This window comes from Streptomyces sp. NPDC002088 (assembly GCF_040296605.1).
In the GTDB taxonomy this organism is placed as follows: domain Bacteria; phylum Actinomycetota; class Actinomycetes; order Streptomycetales; family Streptomycetaceae; genus Streptomyces.
Window position 1 is genome coordinate 166,786 of the sequence record NZ_JBEOXO010000015.1, and the last position, 18,595, is coordinate 185,380.

Consider the following 18,595-nt stretch of genomic DNA (forward strand, 5'->3'; position numbering starts at 1 on the left):
CCGGTCCGCTCGGCGGCGCGGGTGCGTCGTCGACAGGTTCTGCGTGAGAGCCGCCTGCGTCCGGCCGGAAAGGCGTCACGCGGATCCAGCGCAAGCAGTACCGCGCTTACCAGCGGCTGCGGAACTTTGCCTGTGTCTGCCCGCCGCAGCAGACCAAGGTCCTCGTCTACCTCAAGGCGGACCCGAAGGAGGCCGACCTCGTTGCGGGCTTCACCCGGGATGTGACGGGGCTCGGTCACCATGGCACCGGCGACCTGGAGCTGCAGCTGCGCACGGAGCGGGATCTGGAGCGCGCCGAGGGCCTGTTCCGTCTCAGCTACGCCGCGGCGTAGCGCGCCGGCGGCTGGCATGGTCGTGCGTGGCGGGACGCCATCCACGTCTTCGGTGGTGACGTTGAGCGCGCGGGCCGCGAGCCAGACCCGGATGGCCACTCCGTGACTGACCATCCCCACTGCCTCGGCGCCGCTTTGCACCGCCTCGTCGACGACGCCGTCGAAGCGTGCCAGAAGGGGTGTCCCCCGATGAGGGGCGCCCCTTCTGCGTGGGGCCTGTCTCACCTTGATCCGGCCCTGTCGCGTTGTTCATCAGTACGTGTGGACCAGGCGTGGACCAGGATCTGACCCACGCAGGCCGAGAATCCCCAGGTCACGCCCAATGCTCAGGGCAGTACCGTGGACCCGCCTTGTATGTGACATCTCGTGTGCTCGACTCGTCACCTATGGCCTGAGCTTCGCCGCACCATCGGTCTGCCAGCGTCTGCCTGATCAGGGTGCCCTCCTTCAGTTCCGTGCATCGGACCACGGCTCACCCCTGAACGAGATAGCTTTCAGCCAACCCTAGAAGAGGCAATGTCCGTTTTTCGACGTTGAGTTGGCGCCGAAAGGTCGTCTCTGCTAGACACGATCTCCCGCAGAGAGAGTCCATTGTTCGGGGGATCTGTGTCGTCTTCCATTCCACCCTCCGTCCCGCCACCATTCGGGCCTGTCCCAGCGCCCCCGAACCCTCCGCAGCCCCCGCCGCCGCCTGAGGCGCCCTGGTGGAAGAAGCCGGAGTTCGTAGTTGCAGCGGTGATTGTGCCTTTAGCGTGCGCGATTATCGGTGGGGTTATTGCCTGGAAAGCACTCGCTCCCTCAGAGAAGAGTGCAGATGCGGCAGTGTCAGCTGAGGAGCGAGAGAAAAAGAAGGAGCAAGACGAGAAGGAGATCGCAGATGGTCCGCCGGTGAAATTTACCCCCGGCTATCCCGAATGGTATGCATATAACTATGCATTTCCGGAGCCCATTGGGAAGCTCGGGGAGGCGGCGAATTACGACATGGAAGATCCGCGGTGGTCCGGTTGGTTTCGTGATCACGAGGGTCGTGAGATTGGCCTCACTTCACGTCGAATCACCATCAACGCGTTGCACGAAGGAACCACTATCATCCAGGGGATGAGGGTGGCCGACCTTCAGTGCACGGATACGGCCATGAACGGAACCCTCGTGATCCCCAAACCCATCGGCGATGGTGGTGACGATGTGCAGCGTACCGTCATCGGCTTCGATCTGTCTGAACCCAGGCCTCGACCCAGGGTTGTTGAGGGGTACCCCGAAAAGGGTCAGGAGACCAATGTGAAGTTCGGCGGCGCGGCATTCACTGAAACAGTGACCTTGGATAAAGGTGACGCCCGCACATTCGAGATCTACTTTGTTTCTCCGACGCGCGATTGCACGTTTGGCCTTGAAGTGAACGTGACTAGCGCTGATAGAGACGAGTGGATTCCGGTCGACTTCGGCGATGGCAAGAAGGAATATTTGGCCGGTCGAGCCGAGAAATATCAAAGTCTTGTGCGGCCTACCCTCGATTATAGCGGGCAGGAAGTCGGAGACGTTAAAGACGCTTATAGCCCGCCGGTGACGGTTACCAAACGGAGTGGCTGAACGTACAAAGGGGCGTCCCTCGAAGCGGGGCCCGTGAAATCGATGCGCTGCAGCGAGGAAGGCGTCACCTCCTTACCCGTGCTGGACTGAGGGTGACGCCGATCTGGGGCCGGACTCTCTCCCGACGGCTGAACCCTGAACGCAAGACCCGCGACCTCGTCCGCCAGTTCAAAGCCCTCGGACACGAGGTCACCCTCGTGCCGGCTGCCTGATGGCGCTGCCGGGACGCATGGAGGACAAGAAGCCCTTCCTGCCGCCCATGCCTGGGATTTTCCGTTCAGGAGTGCAGCTTTCTTGACGACGACCAGGGCCCTAGACAAGTCCCATCGTCCCAGGTCAGAGGCACTCCTCACCTTCTTGATCACGCTTCGGGCAGACTCGTTCGTGAAAGCGCGAGGTTAGAGTTTGCGCAGTTGGGCGGGTACTTATGGGCGAGGCTTCGGGCGGTTGTCCCAGCGGTGACTGGTCCAGGCTCTGCGGAGCAGGCTACGGACGGTGATGATCGTGTCCGCGAGATCGAAGAAGGCGTTGATGACGGTGGCTCGGCGCTCGTAGCAGCGAGCAAGGGTGGAAGGCGTTCTGCCAGGCGTGCGTGCGCTCGACATGCCATCGCTGACTGCCCTGGATCGGCGCCTTCTCGCCCTTGTGCGCGATGCGACCGTGCAAGTTTCGGGCGGTGAGTTCGCTTCGGGTCTTGTCCGAGTCGTAGCCGGCATCCAGGTGCACGGTGATGCCGTCGGGCAGCGGCCCGAGGTCCTCCAGCAGATCCAAGGTTGGCGCAAGCAGCGGCGAGTCGTGGCGGTTCGCTCCGGCCAGGACCCTGCGGGATTCCGTAACCATCCGTCATGCCCGAGCGTTTCATACCCTGTTTGCCGCGATCGACCGGTGATCGCCCGGCCGCTTCCCCTCCTGTCGGGGCCTTGGTGATGGAGCCATCGACGGCGATCTGGTCGAGCTTGAGCCCGACGGTCCGGTCGTAGGACTGCACTGTGATCTCCTTGAGTTGGGCGAAGGCTCCGAGACCGATCCACTCGTTGTGGCGGTTGCGGATGGTGCTTGCCGAGCAGGTGGTATCAGCAATCGCCTGGTAGGAGCAGCCGAACCGGAGCAGCTGCAGCAGCTTGTCGAAGATGATCCGGTCGCTGATGCGGGGGCGGTGGCAGCCCAGCGGGTGGGACGGATCTCCGTCGGGCGCTCGGGCAGCAGCGCAGCAAATTGGTCCCAGAGCGGGTCGGTCAGCCATGACGGCAGCACGGGCACAAGTCCCCCAGTGATCACTGAGGGCCGAGTCGCCAAGTGGCGGCTCGGCCCTCACAGCTTGTCCGGCCGGGTGGGTGCTCTCAGGCGTCGGCGGGCCCGTCGGACTGCAGCCGGCCGCCGATCGCCCAGTTCTCCGTCGATACGTCACGCAGGACGATCCAGACGCCGTCCGGCGGGCAGTCGCAGGTCTCGACGAAGGCATCGGTGAGGCGCTGGACGAGAACCCGCTTCTGCTCCGCGGTGCGGCCTTCGCGCATGTCCACGGTGATCATCGGCATGGGTGCGTTCCTCCTGGTGCGTGCGGCTAGGGTCTGTTGACGGGGCGCCGTTGGTAGGTGTTGCCGTTGTGCGTCGCCGATCCGCGCCGTTGGTGAGCGTCGCGGGTGTGCGGTGCGGTGAGTGTCCTTTGGCGTCTGCCGTGATGCCTCCGAGTCTTCCCCCTCGATAGTTCAGCGTCCATGTAGGTTTTCTAGGCAAATTGCTAAGGTCTGCTTTTGTGATGGAGATGCGCAGGCTCCGCCTGCTCCACAGCCTCGCCTGCTACGGCACGGTGTCGGCCACCGCCGAGGCACTGCAGCTGACCGCCCCGGCCGTTTCCCAGCAGCTCACTGCCTTGGAGCGGGAGGTCGGCCATCGTCTCCTCGAACGGGACGGACGCAAACTGCGGCTGACCGAGGCGGGGCGGGTGCTGGTGGCCCATGCCGAGGTGCTGTTGGACCAGATGGCGGCTGCCGAGGCAGACCTCGTCGCGCTGCGGGCCGAGGTCTCCGGCACGGTCCGGATCGCCGCCTTCCCCTCCGCGGTGGCCGCGCTGATGCCCCGGGCCTGGACGGCGCTCACGGCGCGCCACGGCGCCCGCCTGCAACTGCGGCTGACCGAGATGGACCCCTCGGACGGCTTGACCGCACTGCGCCGTGGCGAGGTAGAGCTCACCATCGCCCATGCGTATGATTTCCTGCCCGCGACACTGCCTCCCGGGTGCGAGCGTCACGAGCTCGCCACCGACCCGGTGGTGGCCGCCCTGCCCGGTCAGACGGCGGCTCACGAGGGCGCGGAGGCCACCGAACCCGTCGACCTCGCCACACTCGCCGACCGTGCCTGGATCAGCGCCCCGCATCGCACGACCTGCTACGACATGTCCCAACGGGCTTGCGGCAATGCGGGGTTCGTCCCCCGGATCGTTGCCGAGTGCGGGGACTTCCCAGCCGTCCTGGCCATGGTGGCGGCCGGCATCGGCGTGTCCCTCATGCCCCGGATGGCAGTACGTCACATCCCGCCGGGAGTCGTGCTCCACCCCCTCGCCGCGCCCGTGACCCGTTCGGTCTTCGCCGCGACACGTCGCAGCGGCACCCAGCACCCCGCCGTCCAGGTCGTTCTGGACGAGCTGCTGCCCGCCACGGCCCCGGCCAAGCCGACAAAATCCCAGGTCACCATCGCCCTGGGCGGGGCTCCGGTTGGTCAGTAGTGCACACCGAAGCCGTGGCCGCCGCATGCCTGGCAGAACGCGTTGCTAGGAGCGCCGTGCGACCGTCATCAACGCCTTCTGCCAGGAGAGCGGCGGCACGATCATCACCGTCCGTAGCCTGCTCCGCAGAGCCTGGACCAGTCACCGCTGGGACAACCGCCCGAAGCGTCGCCCATAAGTACTCGCCTATCTGCGCAAGCTCGAAGAGGGCGTTCTGCGAGAGTTCGGCTGTTCTCGTCGCGATTGAGGGCGGGTTGTCCGGTTACAGGACTTCACGGTCGGACGACTGTGCGGTCTGCTGGGAAACGTGGACGGGCGCCAGCCGTACCCGAGTGATCTGCCGGATGAGGCATGGGAGTTGATCCCGCCGGTCATCACGGCGTGGAAGGCGAGGCATCCCTCGGTCAGCGGGCACGCGGGCCAGTATGAGATGCGGGAGATCGTCAACGCGATCCTCTACCAGGCCCGCACCGGCTGCCAGCGGCGTTACCTGCCGCACGACCTGCCGCCGAAGAGCGCGGTGTACTACTACTTCGCCCTCTGGCGCGACGACGGCACCGCCGAAACCATCCACGACCTGCTGCGCTGGCAGGCCCGCGAAATGCGCAAGCGGCACGAGGATCCCACCGCCGTCGTCCTGGACTCGCAGACGGTGCGGGCCTCGGCGAACGCGCCGAAGGACACGACCGGGCTGGATCCGGGCAAGAAGAGCCCGGGTCGCAAGCGGGGCATTACCACCGACGTCCTCGGCCTGATCATCGCCGTGGTCGTGGTCGCCGCGAGCGTGCACGACAACGCGATCGGGATCGTCCTGCTGGACAAGGTCGCCGCCACGGCGCCCACCGTGACGAAGGGCTGGGTGGACGCCGGGTTCAAGCACGCCGTGGTCGAGCACGGCGCCCGCCTCGGCATCGACGTGGAGATCGTCCAACGTGAGCCCGGGACAAGAGGGTTCACCCCGGAACCCAAGAGATGGGTGGTGGAGCAGACGTTCGGTACCCTCCAGCTCCACCGCAGACTCGTGCGGGACTACGAGACGCGGCCGGCCAGCTCGGTGGCGATGATCCACTGGTCCATGACCGATGTCATGCTCCGCCGCCTCACCCGCACCGCCACCCCGACCTGGCGCGATGCATCCCAGGCGAGCGGGAGCGGGCGGTGAGAGAGCTCCTGGACAAGATCGAGGCCCGGCAGCGGCTGGTGCGCGAGACCGTCGAACGGCTGCGTGAGCAGATCACCGAACTCACCGAACAACTCGCCTCCGCCGAGCGCACCTTGGAACGGCTGGAGACCACCCGCGAGACCGTGCTGGAACTGGCCACCGAGGACGGCGGCCCGCCGCCCGAGCCGCTGCCGCCCGGCTACCACGAGATCCTGGCCCTCTTCGAGCAGAACAGGGACGGGCTGCGCGCCAGGGACGTCTGCCGCACTCTCGGCACCGGCACCGAGCCGCGGCACACCGAAGTCATGCGGGCCAAGCTGAAACGACTGGTCAGCCGCGGCATCCTCGCCGAACCCGAGCTCGGCCTCTTCACCCTGCCACGGCCCACTCGACCCGTCCCGGAGCTCGCCTCAACCTGGAACCCGGCGAAACGCGCTTGCAGAAAGCCTCTCAGGTAAGCGGATCGCGGGGCTGCGGCGTATGAGGGGTGTGAAGCAGCTGGAGTTCAAGGACTTCTACCAAGCCAGCCAGGACGCATGCCTGCGGGCGGTCCTGGCGAGCGTGGGTGATCGGCAGCTGGCCGAGGATCTGGTCGCCGAGGCGTTCACTCGGGCCTGGACGGCGTGGCCGAAGGTCAGCCGCCATCCGGCGCCGCGCGCATGGATCGTGCGTACGGCGCTCAACACCCGGATCTCGTGGTGGCGTCGGCGGCGACGGGAAGTCACGCTGGACGGCGCTCCCGACGTCGCGGCCGGCACGGTCAGTGACCCCGGTCTGGACCCCGCGCTGCTGGCCGTGCTGCGTCAACTGCCGCAGCGGCAGCGGGAAGTGATCGCATACCGGGTCTTCCTCGACCTCGACACCGGGGCCACCGCCAAGGTGCTCGGGATCGCCCCGGGAACCGTCACCGCCCACCTGTCGCGGGCCGTTGCGACACTGCGCGGCCACCTCGTCACCGTAGACAAGCCGGAGGTTGGGCAATGAGCGACCACGACATGGACGTACTGAACGCGCTGAAGGATTCGCTGGACGGCATCACCATGGACACCCCGGTGGAGCAGATCGAGGCCGCGGGCCGGGCGCGTCGGCGTCGACGCCGCATCGTGGGCATGACGGCGGGCGTCGCGGTAGCCGCAGGACTTGCGCTCGGCGTCCCCACGTACGGCAACCTGTCGACCGCGCCGCCCACGGCGGGTGACAGCACCGGGGCGGGCGCCGTGCACATCCGCACGGCGGCGTACACCGTGGACACCAAGAACGACGGCACGGTCCATGTGACCTTCGACAAGCAGCGGTACTTCAAGGACCACGCCGGCCTGCAGGCCGCACTGCGCAAGGCCGGCTTCCCGGTGCTCATCAAAGAGGGCGAGTTCTGCAAGGGGCCGCAGGACAACGCAACGCTCGACCCGAGCGGCGTAGGGCCCGGGGTCAGGAACGTCATGAAGGGCGCGCGGGGAGACGACGGGAGGGTCACCTTCGTCTTCACCCCCTCGGCGATGCCGGCCGGGACTCAGCTGTTCATCGGCTTCCTGAACGAGGCCCAACTGGCCTCCGTGAACGGGAATCCGGGATCCGTCGAGCGCCTGGTGCCCACGGGAGTACCGCTGACGTGCACCACAGACGCGCCGCCCGCGCACACGCGCTCGTAGCGGAACGTCGCGTCGGCCGGAGGGGGAGGGGCGAGGGGTAGTCGGCTGAGGCCGCTGCCCCTCGCCTGTGCCCTGCCGAATGCAGGAGAGCATTCAGCGGCCAAGCAGACCCTGTCTCGTGTCCGGATCACCCGGGAAACGCTCCTGGAGATGGCGGCCGAGGAGATCCGTGACAACACGCTCGTCCCTGAACCGCTCCCGCGCGCCTACCAGCAGATCTTGGCCGTCTTCGAGCACGCGGACGGCGGCCTGCACGCCAAGGACGTGTGCCGCACCCTGCGCCAAGCTCAAACGCCTGGTCAGTCGTGGCATCCTCGCCGAGCTGGGACCCGGCCTATTCACGGTGCCGCCGTAAACCAGCAGCATGTGGGCACCGACCAGCCAGGTCCCGACCGCTCAGACCCTGACGGACAAGAGCTGACAAAACTCCCACTCGGGCCGCCCAGTGGAGGGAGAGTTCTGCCGCTTCGGCCTCCTGTTCGCGATCGCTTTCGCGGCACTCCCCGCCGGGTGCGCAGCAGCGTGCTGAAGGAGTGCTCAAGGACGACATGCGCCATCCGACCACAACCCGGGGTCAGCTCAGTCCCGTGGCCATGCCGCTGGGCGTGACATCGTCGTGAACGCGTTGAAGCCGCACGGGATGGCGGATGCAGCCGGTGGCGTCGGGGAGTAGCCCCGGCTCGCTGCTCATCACGGTGGCGGCGACGGCAGGCGGGGGACGTCCGCGGGCCGGAGGTCGGGGCGTGCATGGGGCTCGGCGCGCCGCTGCCTGTTGATCGAGCCGCAGGCCAGAGCACGGTGAAACTCGTCCGTCGCCCAGGGCTGTTTCCTGACTGACGGGCACTCGGCAAGAAAGTCCGGCTGCTGCTCCCGGCTGGCGGGCGGGGAACGGCGAACTGCGTCTTCAGCGCGGTGCCCTCGGCCGCGACCTGCCCTGCACCGTATAGCCGCAGCATCAGTCCGCAGGCCGGAAGGCATTGCCCGGCATGCGGTGCGTACCGGTCTTGGCCACGGCCTGGGAGGCGAGTTGGTCTGGAGTCATGATCCGGCTCGTAGGGGGGAGATGGCGGGTGCCGGGGGCAGGGCGCGGTGGCGCAGGGCTGCATCGCTTTCTGTGCGGGGGCGGGAGCGGGTGCGGTCTGCCCGCTGTGCGGGTGTGAGGTGTTGTCTGGCGAGTTTTTGGAGTAGCCAAGCGCGACCGCGTCGAGGAGGTCCCTTGGGGTCGGAGATGGCAGTCCGAAGTCATGAAGGGTTGACCCTTCGGAGCCGCCCTGCTGTGTCGCCCCGGCGTGCTTGGGGTTACCGGTTGTGGCTGTCCGGGGCGAGGTAGGCGGCGGTCGCGATCCGGACGAACGAGCGGATCAAGGGATTCGGGTCGCCCTTGTGCCACGCCGCCACCACACGGCTCGGTGGCATGTCGATCAACGGCACCACGGCGAGTCCTTCCCCCGGCACATGCCCGACGAGGGTCATGCCGACCGTGCCGTTCCAGAGAACGGCCTGCACGCACTCCTGCACGGCACGGACCACCGGCCCCTCGCGGGGTTCGCCGCCGCTCCAGTACGACTGCCAGAGGGGGTCGGTGCCCTCCGGGAACCGGAACCAGCGGCGGTCGGCCAGATCGGCCAGCTTCAGACTGTTGCTGCGGGCCAGCGGATCGTCGGCGCGCAGAAGCGCCCCCACCGGGTCGACGCGCAGTTCGTGCACGGTCAGTCCGGTCTCGTCGAACGGGCCGCGGGTCAGGGCGATGTCGACCAGTCCGGCGTGCAGCCCGCAAGTGGGATCGGTCAGGTCGGTCTCGCGGATGCGGACCTCGACGTGCGGGTGCCGGTGGTGGTACGCGCGGGCCAGCCGCGTCGCGCCCGGATCGGTGGTGTCCCCCAGGAAGCCCACGGTGAGGGTCACGGCGCCAGCCACCGCGGCCACGCGTACGCGGGCCCGGTCGACCTGGTCGAGCAGGGCGCGTGCCTCATCGAGCAAGACCGTTCCCGCGGGAGTGAGCGAGACACCGGCGGAGGAGCGGTCGAGCAGGGTGACGCCGACCTCGGTCTCCAACCGCTTGATCGCTCGGCTCAGCGGCGGCTGGCTCATGTGCAGCCGGGCGGCGGCCCGGCCGAAGTGGAGTTCTTCGGCGACCGCCACGAAATAGCGCAGTGTGCGCAGCTCCATGCGGCGACGATACCCGTACGGTATCGAGGTCTCGGAACGGGTCTTGGACAGTCACGGGCCAGTGGCCGTGGAATCGGAGCATGACCGAAGAACCGAACAGGATGTCCCCGAGCAGGACGTCATCCGGGACCGACTTCGCCCGGACCCGGAACGGACGGGAACCGTGAGCGTCGTCTATGGGATCGTCGCCGGCCTGCTCGCCCTCTTCTACCTCTACGGAGGCGGGCTGAAGGTGGTCCGGAGCCGGGAGCAGCTCCGGCCGATGATGGCCTGGGTGGACAGCACCCCGATGCAGGCCGTCCGGGCCATCGGGGTGATCGAAGTGCTCGGCGCGATCGGGCTGATCCTCCCGCCGCTGACCGGCATCGCGCCCCGGCTGGCCCTGGCCGCCGCCATCGGGTTCGTGGTCCTGCAGATCGGTGCGACCGGGGTTCACCTGAGCCAGGGAGACCGCCGGATCGCCCTCAACGTCACGCTCTTGCTCACGGCCGCCGTCACCGTCTGGCTCGCGGCCACCGGGCTGTGAAGGCAGGGCGGCACCGCCGGTCCGCTCGCGGCACGGACCACGCGCGGCGATGTCCGTCCACGCCCGGCACGGACCACGCGCGGCGATGTCCGTCCACGCCCGGCGCCGCTTCAGCCGGTGCCGGACACGAGCCCGACCCGGTAGGCGAGGACGACCGCCTGGACCCGGTCGCGCAGGCCGAGTTTCGTCAGGATGCGCGACACATACGTCTTGACCGTCTCGGGGGTGATGAACAACTGCGCGGCGATCTCCGCGTTCGACAGGCCCTCGGCGATCGACTCGAGTACCTCCAGTTCGCGCGGAGTCAGCGCGCGTACGACGTCTTCCCTGGCCGACCGGGTGGTGTCGGCAGGACGCAGATGTTCGGCGAAGTGGCCGATGAGGTGGCGCGTGACGGCGGGCGCCAGCAGGGCCTCGCCCGCGGCGACCGTCCTGATGCCGCTCACCAGCGCGGCCGGAGGCGCGTCCTTGAGGAGGAAGCCGCTGGCTCCGGCCCGCAGCGCGTCGTAGACATAGGCGTCGACGTTGAACGTGGTGACGACCAGCACCTTCGGCGCGGACTCGGCATCGGGACCGGCCAGTTGCCGGGTCGCCTGGATGCCGTCGAGCAGCGGCATCCGGATGTCCATCACGACCACGTCGGGGCGCAGCCGCCGTGCGGCCTCCACTGCCTCGTGCCCGTTCTCGGCCTCCCCGACGACCTCCATGTCGGGCTGCGCGGAGAAGATGGTGACGTAGCCGGTCCGCACCAGTGCCTGGTCGTCGCAGACGAGTACACGGATCGGCGGCGGCGCATCGCTCACGGGGGGCACAGGGGTCACTCCCTAACGGGCTTGGACGGAATCGTGGCGCGGACCTCGAACCCGCCCTCGGGCCGGGGGCCGGCCTCCAGTTCACCATCGACCATCCGCACCCGTGCACGCAGCCCGGCCAGCCCTCGTCCGCCCGCCGGGCTCGGCTTCCGCGTGACCGGTGCGGCCGTCGGCGAGTCATCGGGGCCCTCGGTGGTCACCCCTATCTCGATGCGTTCCTCGCCGTGCCGGACCAGGACCCTTGTCGGCTGCCCAGTCGCGTGCTTCATCGCGTTGGTGAGCGCCTCCTGCACCACGCGGTACGCGGCCAGCTCCACCTCCACAGGCCGCGGACGCCGCTCACCCTGCTCGCTGAACTCGACCGGCTGACCCGCGCTGCGGGCCTGTTCCACCAGGTCTCCCACCCGTCCCAGCGTGGGGGCCCGGTCCGCACGCGCCGGGTCGGCGGCCGAGGAATCGCCGGTCGCCTCCAGCACGCCGAGCAGATACCGCAGCTCCGTCAGCGCCCGGCGGCCGGTGTCGCTGACGGCCGACAATCCCTCGCCGGCCCGCTCTGGCGCGGACCTGAGCAGGAACTGCGCCGCGTCTGCCTGGACCACCATCGCCGTCACATGGTGGGTGACCACATCGTGCAACTCACGGGCGATCCGAGCCCGCTCGGCGGCCGTGGCCACCTCGGCGGCCAGCCGCCGCCGCTCCGCCTCTTCAGCCCGCCTCGTGCGCACAGTGCTCCCCACCAGCCAGACCACGGCCAGAATCAGATAGAACGCGAGATAGTCAGGGACGCCCTGCGGTGAGCCGAGACGGTCCAGGACGACGGCCAGTCCGGCGTAGGCCGCGCTCGCCACGGCAGCCGAACCAAGGCGGAAGCGGACCTGGTGGGCCCCGGCCGAGTACACGGCGAGATACAACCCCAGGCTCCCGAACGTCGTCGCGAAGCCCAGCGCCTGGTGCACGGCGAACGCGCAGGCGACGACGGTCAGAGTGCCCGCGGGCCACCGGCGGCGTGCCGCCAGCGGCAGGGTCTGGGCCAGGGTCAGCCCGAGGCCCAGTGCGCTGGCCGGCCGCTCGGGCAGATCGCCGATCTGCGCCCCGATCTTCGACAGGGTCGGTACGAACGCCAGCACGGCGAGCAGCAGGGCGCAGAGGCCGTCCTTGTGGGAGGCAGCCTGCTTCTGCCACCAGCCGAGCGGCGCCCGGAGCTCGGGACGGCTCCAGGGCGCCTGACGGGACATCACTTCTCGTTTCCTCCAGTCGGCGGCTGTCAGTGCCGGGCGCGCCGCCGGGGCAGCAGACCGCCGCTCCGGCGAGCGAGGACGACCATCGGGACGGTGATCAGCACACTGATGAGGACCGGCACGATCGACGTCTCCAGACCGAAGGTGCCGCCGGTGAGCAGAGCCGAGCCGTGGGCGTCGACGGTGAACAGGCCCTCGGGGGTGTGTCCGGAGACCGGGATGCCGAGCAGTTGCTCAGCGGTGTTCCAGGCGAAGTGCAGCCCGGCGACGAACCAGATGTTACGCCGCCACAGGAACGCGGCTCCGAGCATGACGCCCGCCTCCACGGCGATGGCCAGTGCGCTCCAGGCGGAGGCTCCCGGGGCGCTCAGGTGGGCGACGCCGAAGAACAGCCCGGTGATCACGATGGCGGCCCGGCTGCCCCACATCTGTTCCAGGGCCTGCAGGGCGAGACCGCGGAACATCAGCTCCTCGGTGACCGCGGCGCCGATCTGCACCATGACCGCGGACCACACCACCGACATGAAACCGTTGCCCGCCCAGGAGAACGAGTAGCCCCCGAACGCGCTGATCAGGAGCGCGGAAACGAGGATGAAGCCCAGGCCGATCGCACCGCCGAGCAGCGCCTCCCGGCAGGCTCCCGGCCGGGCGATCTCCGGCGCGGAGCGTCGGGCGACGAAGCGCATGACCGCCCAGTACACGGCCACCGCGGCGGCTGCTCCCAGTACCGGCACCGGACCGGGGCCCGTCGCGGTCAGGCCCGAGACCAGGCCGACGCCGACCATGCCCGTCAGCATCCAGCCGAGCGGAGAGCGGACGACCCGGCCGAGACGGCCGCCTCGGCCCTTGTCCAGGCCGGAGCCTGTGTCGTGCTGTGCGCTGGCAGTCGTGCCCATGGTGGCCTCCCCTGTGGTGGTGGTCGCACCGGCGGCGACCTGACGACCACGCTAGGAATTCGCCGACGTCCGCGAATCACCCGCACATGGACAGCTCCGGTAGCTCTCACGGGGGATGCGCCGCTCCCACCGGCCCGTTCAGCCGGTTCGGTGGGGGGAGGCGGCAGGATGGCGTCCTCGCAATGACGGGCGAGGGAACCAATCGGGGAGGGTGGCACGCGGACGCGGCTCCAGATCGTGATCTTCGGCTTCCGCAGCCTTGATCATCTGGGGCCGCGTCTGTTGATTCCACGATGCGCTGGGGATATTCGCTGGTCGCTGCCTGTGGGTGGTATCCATACTGCCGCAATGGATCCGGTGACTCTTGAGACCGACCGTCTGGTGCTGCGAGCCTTCACGTCTGCCGACGTGAAGGCGATGTACGAAGCCTGCCAGGACGAAGACATCCAGTTCTATACGCCGGTGCCCGTGCCGTACCGGCGTGCGGACGCGGAGAAGCGTATCGGTGAGGAACTGCCCGCGGGCTGGGCCACGGACAAGAACTACACCCTGGGCGCCTTCCGCAAGGACAGCGGCGCCCTGATCGGTTCGTACTGCCTGTTCATCGTCAGTCAGGGCGTCTACGAACTCGGTTACTGGGCGGTCAAGGAGCAGCGCGGCCGCGGGTACTCGGTGGAGGCCGCCCGGGCGCTGTGTGACTGGGGCTGGGCCACCCTCGACGTCCACCGCATCGAGTGGTGGGCCATGGCCGGGAACACCGGGTCGCGTGCCGTCGCCGAGAAGCTCGGCTTCACCGTCGAAGGGACGCTGCGTAACCGCGGTATTGCCAACGACGGTAAGCCGCACGACTGGTGGGTGGGCGGACTGCTGAGGCCCTGAGGCTCGGGCCAACGCTAAGTCGGAGGAGCAACACGCATCTTGCTTCCTGAGAACGCATCGGCCCTGCCCGGAGGCGAGGCCGAAGTGCTCCAGGACGCCGCGAAGGGATTTCACCAGGCGCTCGGGGAGGTCGACGACGCTGTACGAGAGTGCGTCGTAGTCGGTGCGCCAGTCCAACAGGCCGGAGTCGATCCGGACGGCGAAGACCCGGCGGCCGACGATCAACACCCGCAGGTCGGTGACCTTTTCGACGCGGGCCTGGAACAGGTGCGGGGCGGCGCGGAGGGTGTCGTCGATCTCGTCGGTGGCCACCGGTTCGGCCCATGAGGTCATGGGGACGCCGTCGCGTTCGTACGGCGTCCACCGCAGCGTCTTGGCGATGACCGGGCCGTACGCGGCCGTGAACTGACGGGCCTCGGTGATCACCATGTCGGCGGTCAGGTCGAGAGGTTCGGTGGCCACGAGGACGGGCCTGTCGGTCTCGGTCATGCGCGTCAGTCCTGCTGGGAGTCCTGGTCGGACCCCTGGTCGTTCTTCGAGTCCAGGTTGGTGGTGGTGGTTGTCGAGGTGGCGGAGCTGGTGCCGTGCTTGCCCATCTCGACCATGTGGCCGTCGGCGTCGCGGAAGACAGCGACTTGTGTGTCCGGGTCGACCGTGACCGTGGTGAACGGCAGCTTCACCGTGGCCGGGTATCGCCCGAGTCGGCGAAGGCCCCAGGGGCGGGGTGCTGCTGTCCGCGTTGCGGTCTGCATGGTGCTCCTCCCATACGTAGCGAGTGGTGCTGCCTCTTTCTTTCGCGAGGGAGATGGGGACGGTGTCGGCGGGGGAGTGTTCGGTGAGGAAGGCGGCGACGCGGCTGCGGCATCGTCTGTCGCGCGCAAATGCCTGTCGTGGAGTTGGCAGAACGGCCGTCTGTTGTGTCCCAGCTTCGCCATGATGGATCTGACGTGCGATCCGTCGGGGCGAGGCCGGGGGACATGTGGCCAGGGGGATGAGTTACGCGGATGCGGTGCGGCTGCTGGGCGGTGCGGACAGTGCCGCGCTGGCTGCGCTGGACCGGCTGGCCGGGGGAGCGCTGTTGGTGGCCACCGGGGGCGGTTCGTAGCTCGCGATGGGTCTGTTCGATGCTCAGGGCGAGCTGGCACGGCTGAGCCAGTCGCTGCTGTCCGGGCTGGCGGATCGGGCTCGCGGGCTGGGGCGGTTTGACCGTACGCAGCGGCTGGCCGCTGCACACGCCGTCGTGGTGGTGACCGCGTACTTCGACGCCGTCAAGGAGCTGGATCTGCCCCTGGAGGGGCGGGTGTTGGCGGTGGGCAGGGCGCAAGCCGCAGGGCTGGCCACGGGCCATGCGCCCGGCGGCGGCAGACTTGCGTCGTCGGCGGAGCAGTTACTGCGGGCCGAGGTTCCGATGCCCGCTCCGCACCGTCCCTACGAGAGGGAGCTGGTGGCGCTGGAGGAGTTCTACCGGAACCTCTCGGATCGGCTTCTGGAGTACGTGTCGGGCGGCGAGGCGTGGAGTGCCCTGCCGGAGCAGGACCAGGCCGAGGTGAGAGCGGGGCTGCTGGACGTGGCACCCCAACGGGCCCTGCGGGCCTACGAAATCATGTACCGGCGCCTGGCAGCGGAGTTCCCTGAGGTAGCTGTCTGGGTCAACCTGATCGACCATCAGGCGACACGTGACGAGGTCCGCCGCCTCCACCACGCCCTCGACGATCTGGGTGAAGCAGTGGCCCGGGCGGCCGCCGGGCGGGTCGCAGCCGAGCGGTACCTGGCGCTGAACCGCGCCTCCCGGGCAGCGATGGACGCGCCGCTGCTGGTTCTGGAGGACCTCCCGGAGGGCCTGGCGGTCCCCGCGCTGGGCGATGGGTACATCTCCCCCGACTTCAAAGTGGCTGCCTTTGGAGCCGCCGACCGGCTGTCCGACGAACGCTGGTGGGACGCGAGGCCTGTGCACCACGATCTGGAAGGTGTCCTGCCGGGCCTGTTCACCGCACCGCAGGCTGTTGAGGCGCCCTTTTGCTGCTGGGACAGCCGGGGGCGGGAAAATCGGTGCTCACGCGCGTCCTGGCAGCCCGGCTCCCCGCGGATGACTTCCTCGTGGTTCGGGTGCCGCTGTCCGCCGTACCGGCCGACGCAGGAATCCAGGACCAGATCGAAACCGCGATCCGTGACGCCACTGGGGAGCGCATGTCCTGGCCCGAGGCGGCGCGTACAACACCGCAAGCACTGCCTGTGGTACTGCTCGACGGCTTCGATGAACTCCTCCAGGCCACCGGCGTGAGCCAGTCTGACTACCTGCACCGGGTGGCCGCCTTCCAGCAGCGTGAGGCCATGCATGGGCGCCCCCTGGTCGTGATGGTCACCACCCGCACCGCAGTCGCCGAGCGAGCTCGCCTGACGCCGGGCGGCGTTGCCATACGACTGGAACCATTCAACGATGCGCAGATAACGCAGTGGCTTGTGCTGTGGAATCGCATGAATGCCGCGTACTTCCGCCGCCACGTGCTGCAGCCCCTGTCCGTGGACCAGGTGCTGACACAACGCGAACTCAGCGGCCAGCCGTTGCTGTTGCTGATGCTTGCCCTCTATGACGCCGAGGGCAACTCCTTCCAGCGCGCCCCCACAGACCTTGCCGGCTTCGACCTCTACGACCGCTTGCTGACCCGCTTCGCTGCGCGTGAGGTCCGCAAGAACGAGCCTGGGCTCACAGAGGAACAGCTTGCCCGTGCGGTCGAATCCGAGCTGCTCCGCCCGTCCGGTACAGCCTTCGGCATGCTGAACCGCAGCCGACAGTGGATCACCGAAGCGGAACTCACCACCGACCTCGAGGCCCTGCTTCCGCAGCGGGAGCATTCAGCACGGCCAGCTGATCTGCGGGCCGTGCTCACGCCGGGCCAGGTAGTTGTGGGGCGGTTCTTTTTCATCCACCAGGCAGAGGCGTTGCGTGACGGTGAGCGGCTGTGATCCTTCGAGTTTCTGCATTCCACATTCGGTGAATTCCTGGTGGCGCGCATGGCGCTGCGGGAGCTCCAAGACCTTGCTGCAGCCGCCCGTACCGGTGCCTCTCGCGTTCGGCCGGCTCTCGGCAACGAAACGAGGTTCTCGTGAACAAAGCCATGGTGCCGTCCATCAGTTCGCGCACGGCGTCCAAGTAGTGCCGTATCAGGCAACGTTTGCCCTGTTGTGACGACGCGCCGCTCCGGTGCTGGCGCAGCGGTGCGTCACGATGAGTCTGTCCGGGTGGCAGAACGTGTGCGGGTTCGTGAGATCGATGACGATGAAGGCCGGAGGTTGCTACAGAGCCCGGCACCTGGATCGGTGTTCCGGACTCCGCACTCTTGTCGATCTCGCGGATCAGCCCTCGGAGGGCCGCGGGGCACGCAGGTGTGCCCGTTCCTTCAGCTCCTCGTCGTCGACCAGCGTGAGCATCGGCTGACCCGGCGCGCACACCATGGTCACCACGAACTTGGTCGGTGCGTCCGACAGGGCGTTGCCGTCCTGGTAGTGGATCACGTCTCCGCCTGGCTCCCAGAACGTCCCGCCGGCCTCGACCACACGCTCCGGCTCACCCTCGAGCTCGAACCGGAGCGCGCCCTCCATCACGTAGCCGAACGACGGGCCCGAGTGGCGATGCGGAGGGAGCCCGGGGTGACCGGGAGGCCAATCGACGAGGATGGTCATTCCCGAACCACCTTCGGGAAAGAAGGGCGGAGTGACTTCCTGCAGCAACTTGACTTCGGGCGGCAAGGAGACTTTGTGGGCGTTCTCGTGCTCTGGGTTCTTCGCGGACATGTACCACACCTCCGTAAACCCGCCCGGAATGGACGATCTTGCGTCGGCCATCGCATTCCGGACCGGTGTACCGACCCGCTCGTTCGCCGGTTCCCGGCTCACACAACTCGCTTCGCGATGAGGACAAGCCACAGCCCGCATCCGTGACAGGCCGTGTGCCTTCGGCCTCGCCCAAAGGGTCTCCACACCAGCCTGCCTCCCGTCGGCGGCCGCCACAATCCGGGAGCCGGCGGCATGGAGACCGCGTCGCGCCATGTCATCGGCGGGCATCCAGCGCCGTGTCAGGCAGTGTCTGCCCTGATGTGATGTGACGCGTCGCTCGGGTGCTGGCGCAGGCGGTGCGTCACCACGAGTCTGTCCGGGTGGCAGAACGTGTACGGGTTCGTGAGATCGATGACGATGAAGGCCGGAGGGTGCTGCGGATCATCCGCAGAGGCACCGGCTCGGTCGTGACGTGGCGGCGGCCCCAGATGGTGCTGCTTTCAGCACAGGGCATGGCGGTGGCGGAGATCGCCGAGGTGACGTTCACCAGCGCGGACCGGGTCCGCGATGTGATTCACGACTTCAACACCGACGGCTTCGAGGCGCTCTACCCCAAGTACAAGGGCGGTCGCCCGAGGACTCTTACGCTGCCCTAGCGGCGCGAGATCAAGAAGATCGCCAAGTCCAAGCCGGCCGAGCACGGCCTACCGTTCTCGACCTGGAGCCTGGCCAAGCCGGCCGACTTCCTGGTCGCTGAGGGGGTGGTCGACGAAATCAGCCACGAGCGCCTGCGCATCCTGACGTGCCGCACGTCAGGCAGCCGCCAGGCCGGCCAGATCTCCACGG

18 protein-coding genes and 5 pseudogenes are annotated in these 18,595 nt (G+C 68.2%); 14 read left to right on the forward strand and 9 right to left on the reverse strand.

Annotation, left to right across the window (positions count from 1 at the left end):
* Positions 1 to 71: 71 nt before the first annotated feature.
* Positions 72 to 332: pseudogene (locus ABT114_RS29305) on the forward strand (transporter); the annotation flags it as partial.
* Between the two features lie 822 nt (positions 333 to 1,154).
* The gene (locus ABT114_RS29315; protein ID WP_351145882.1) at positions 1,155 to 1,919 is read left to right on the forward strand and encodes a hypothetical protein; all 765 of its coding nucleotides are present in this window, start codon (positions 1,155 to 1,157) and stop codon (positions 1,917 to 1,919) included.
* Between the two features lie 425 nt (positions 1,920 to 2,344).
* Here the strand turns inward: ABT114_RS29315 and ABT114_RS29320 are convergent.
* Both ABT114_RS29320 and ABT114_RS29325 read right to left on the reverse strand, forming a co-directional pair.
* Positions 2,345 to 3,179: pseudogene (locus ABT114_RS29320) on the reverse strand (IS5 family transposase).
* An 80-nt stretch (positions 3,180 to 3,259) separates the two neighbouring features.
* Positions 3,260 to 3,625 (reverse strand): tautomerase family protein, encoded by a 366-nt coding sequence (locus ABT114_RS29325; RefSeq protein ID WP_351145932.1) that lies wholly within the window; start codon positions 3,623 to 3,625, stop codon positions 3,260 to 3,262.
* A 59-nt stretch (positions 3,626 to 3,684) separates the two neighbouring features.
* On the opposite strand from ABT114_RS29325, the gene ABT114_RS29330 reads away from it, so the two are divergent.
* The 6 genes and pseudogenes from ABT114_RS29330 to ABT114_RS29355 all read left to right on the forward strand — a co-directional run bounded on the left by ABT114_RS29330 (position 3,685) and on the right by ABT114_RS29355 (position 7,455).
* Positions 3,685 to 4,644, forward strand: a complete 960-nt coding sequence (locus ABT114_RS29330; protein WP_351145883.1) for a LysR family transcriptional regulator — start codon at positions 3,685 to 3,687, stop codon at positions 4,642 to 4,644.
* A 49-nt stretch (positions 4,645 to 4,693) separates the two neighbouring features.
* Positions 4,694 to 4,822 (forward strand): annotated as a pseudogene (locus ABT114_RS29335) (IS5/IS1182 family transposase); the annotation flags it as partial.
* Between the two features lie 129 nt (positions 4,823 to 4,951).
* The gene (locus ABT114_RS29340) at positions 4,952 to 5,806 is read left to right on the forward strand and encodes an IS5 family transposase (protein ID WP_351145884.1); all 855 of its coding nucleotides are present in this window, start codon (positions 4,952 to 4,954) and stop codon (positions 5,804 to 5,806) included.
* Positions 5,803 to 6,264, forward strand: coding sequence for a hypothetical protein (locus ABT114_RS29345; RefSeq protein WP_351145885.1), 462 nt, complete (start codon positions 5,803 to 5,805; stop codon positions 6,262 to 6,264). Before ABT114_RS29340 ends, ABT114_RS29345 begins: the two co-directional genes overlap by 4 nt.
* Positions 6,265 to 6,295: 31 nt before the next feature.
* Entirely contained in the window at positions 6,296 to 6,790 is a 495-nt protein-coding gene (locus ABT114_RS29350; protein WP_351145886.1) for an RNA polymerase sigma factor, read from the forward strand.
* On the forward strand, positions 6,787 to 7,455 hold the full coding sequence (locus tag ABT114_RS29355; protein WP_351145887.1) for a hypothetical protein: 669 nt from the start codon (positions 6,787 to 6,789) through the stop codon (positions 7,453 to 7,455). The genes ABT114_RS29350 and ABT114_RS29355 overlap by 4 nt, the downstream gene beginning before the upstream one ends.
* Positions 7,456 to 7,548: 93 nt before the next feature.
* On the opposite strand, the gene ABT114_RS29360 is transcribed toward ABT114_RS29355, so the two are convergent.
* Both ABT114_RS29360 and ABT114_RS29365 read right to left on the reverse strand, forming a co-directional pair.
* Complete coding sequence (locus tag ABT114_RS29360) at positions 7,549 to 7,821, reverse strand: hypothetical protein (RefSeq protein WP_351145888.1); 273 nt, start codon at positions 7,819 to 7,821, stop codon at positions 7,549 to 7,551.
* A gap of 933 nt (positions 7,822 to 8,754) precedes the next feature.
* Positions 8,755 to 9,624 (reverse strand): LysR family transcriptional regulator, encoded by an 870-nt coding sequence (locus tag ABT114_RS29365; RefSeq protein ID WP_351145889.1) that lies wholly within the window; start codon positions 9,622 to 9,624, stop codon positions 8,755 to 8,757.
* Between the two features lie 163 nt (positions 9,625 to 9,787).
* Here ABT114_RS29365 and ABT114_RS29370 point away from each other — a divergent pair, with 163 nt between their 5' ends.
* A complete protein-coding gene (locus tag ABT114_RS29370) occupies positions 9,788 to 10,150 on the forward strand; it encodes a DoxX family protein (protein ID WP_351145890.1) in 363 nt (120 codons plus the stop codon).
* Positions 10,151 to 10,260: 110 nt separating this feature from the next.
* Here ABT114_RS29370 and ABT114_RS29375 read toward each other — a convergent pair whose 3' ends face one another.
* The 3 genes from ABT114_RS29375 to ABT114_RS29385 are packed head-to-tail and all read right to left on the reverse strand — an operon-like array spanning position 10,261 to position 13,096.
* Positions 10,261 to 10,953, reverse strand: coding sequence for a response regulator (locus ABT114_RS29375; RefSeq protein WP_351145891.1), 693 nt, complete (start codon positions 10,951 to 10,953; stop codon positions 10,261 to 10,263).
* Between the two features lie 14 nt (positions 10,954 to 10,967).
* Positions 10,968 to 12,197, reverse strand: coding sequence for a sensor histidine kinase (locus tag ABT114_RS29380; protein WP_351145892.1), 1,230 nt, complete (start codon positions 12,195 to 12,197; stop codon positions 10,968 to 10,970).
* Positions 12,198 to 12,226: 29 nt separating this feature from the next.
* Positions 12,227 to 13,096, reverse strand: coding sequence for a CPBP family intramembrane glutamic endopeptidase (locus ABT114_RS29385; RefSeq protein WP_351145893.1), 870 nt, complete (start codon positions 13,094 to 13,096; stop codon positions 12,227 to 12,229).
* A gap of 348 nt (positions 13,097 to 13,444) precedes the next feature.
* On the opposite strand from ABT114_RS29385, the gene ABT114_RS29390 reads away from it, so the two are divergent.
* Positions 13,445 to 13,975: a GNAT family N-acetyltransferase gene (locus ABT114_RS29390; protein ID WP_351145894.1), complete on the forward strand. Its 531-nt coding sequence runs from the start codon at positions 13,445 to 13,447 to the stop codon at positions 13,973 to 13,975.
* A 39-nt stretch (positions 13,976 to 14,014) separates the two neighbouring features.
* Positions 14,015 to 14,302, forward strand: a complete 288-nt coding sequence (locus ABT114_RS50665; RefSeq protein ID WP_502988412.1) for a hypothetical protein — start codon at positions 14,015 to 14,017, stop codon at positions 14,300 to 14,302.
* A gap of 167 nt (positions 14,303 to 14,469) precedes the next feature.
* Here the strand turns inward: ABT114_RS50665 and tgmA are convergent, their stop codons facing one another.
* Positions 14,470 to 14,727: a putative ATP-grasp-modified RiPP gene (tgmA, locus tag ABT114_RS29400; RefSeq protein WP_351145895.1), complete on the reverse strand. Its 258-nt coding sequence runs from the start codon at positions 14,725 to 14,727 to the stop codon at positions 14,470 to 14,472.
* A gap of 239 nt (positions 14,728 to 14,966) precedes the next feature.
* On the opposite strand from tgmA, the pseudogene ABT114_RS29405 reads away from it, so the two are divergent.
* Positions 14,967 to 16,256: pseudogene (locus ABT114_RS29405) on the forward strand (NACHT N-terminal helical domain 7-containing protein).
* Positions 16,208 to 16,939 carry an NACHT domain-containing protein gene (locus ABT114_RS29410; RefSeq protein ID WP_351145897.1) on the forward strand — a complete coding sequence of 244 codons (732 nt, stop codon included), beginning with the start codon at positions 16,208 to 16,210 and terminating at the stop codon, positions 16,937 to 16,939. Before ABT114_RS29405 ends, ABT114_RS29410 begins: the two are co-directional and overlap by 49 nt.
* A gap of 390 nt (positions 16,940 to 17,329) precedes the next feature.
* Here ABT114_RS29410 and ABT114_RS29415 read toward each other — a convergent pair whose 3' ends face one another.
* Positions 17,330 to 17,767, reverse strand: a complete 438-nt coding sequence (locus tag ABT114_RS29415) for a cupin domain-containing protein (protein WP_351145898.1) — start codon at positions 17,765 to 17,767, stop codon at positions 17,330 to 17,332.
* Positions 17,768 to 18,129: 362 nt separating this feature from the next.
* Here ABT114_RS29415 and ABT114_RS29420 point away from each other — a divergent pair.
* Positions 18,130 to 18,549 (forward strand): annotated as a pseudogene (locus ABT114_RS29420) (helix-turn-helix domain-containing protein); the annotation flags it as partial.
* Positions 18,550 to 18,595 lie beyond the last annotated feature (46 nt).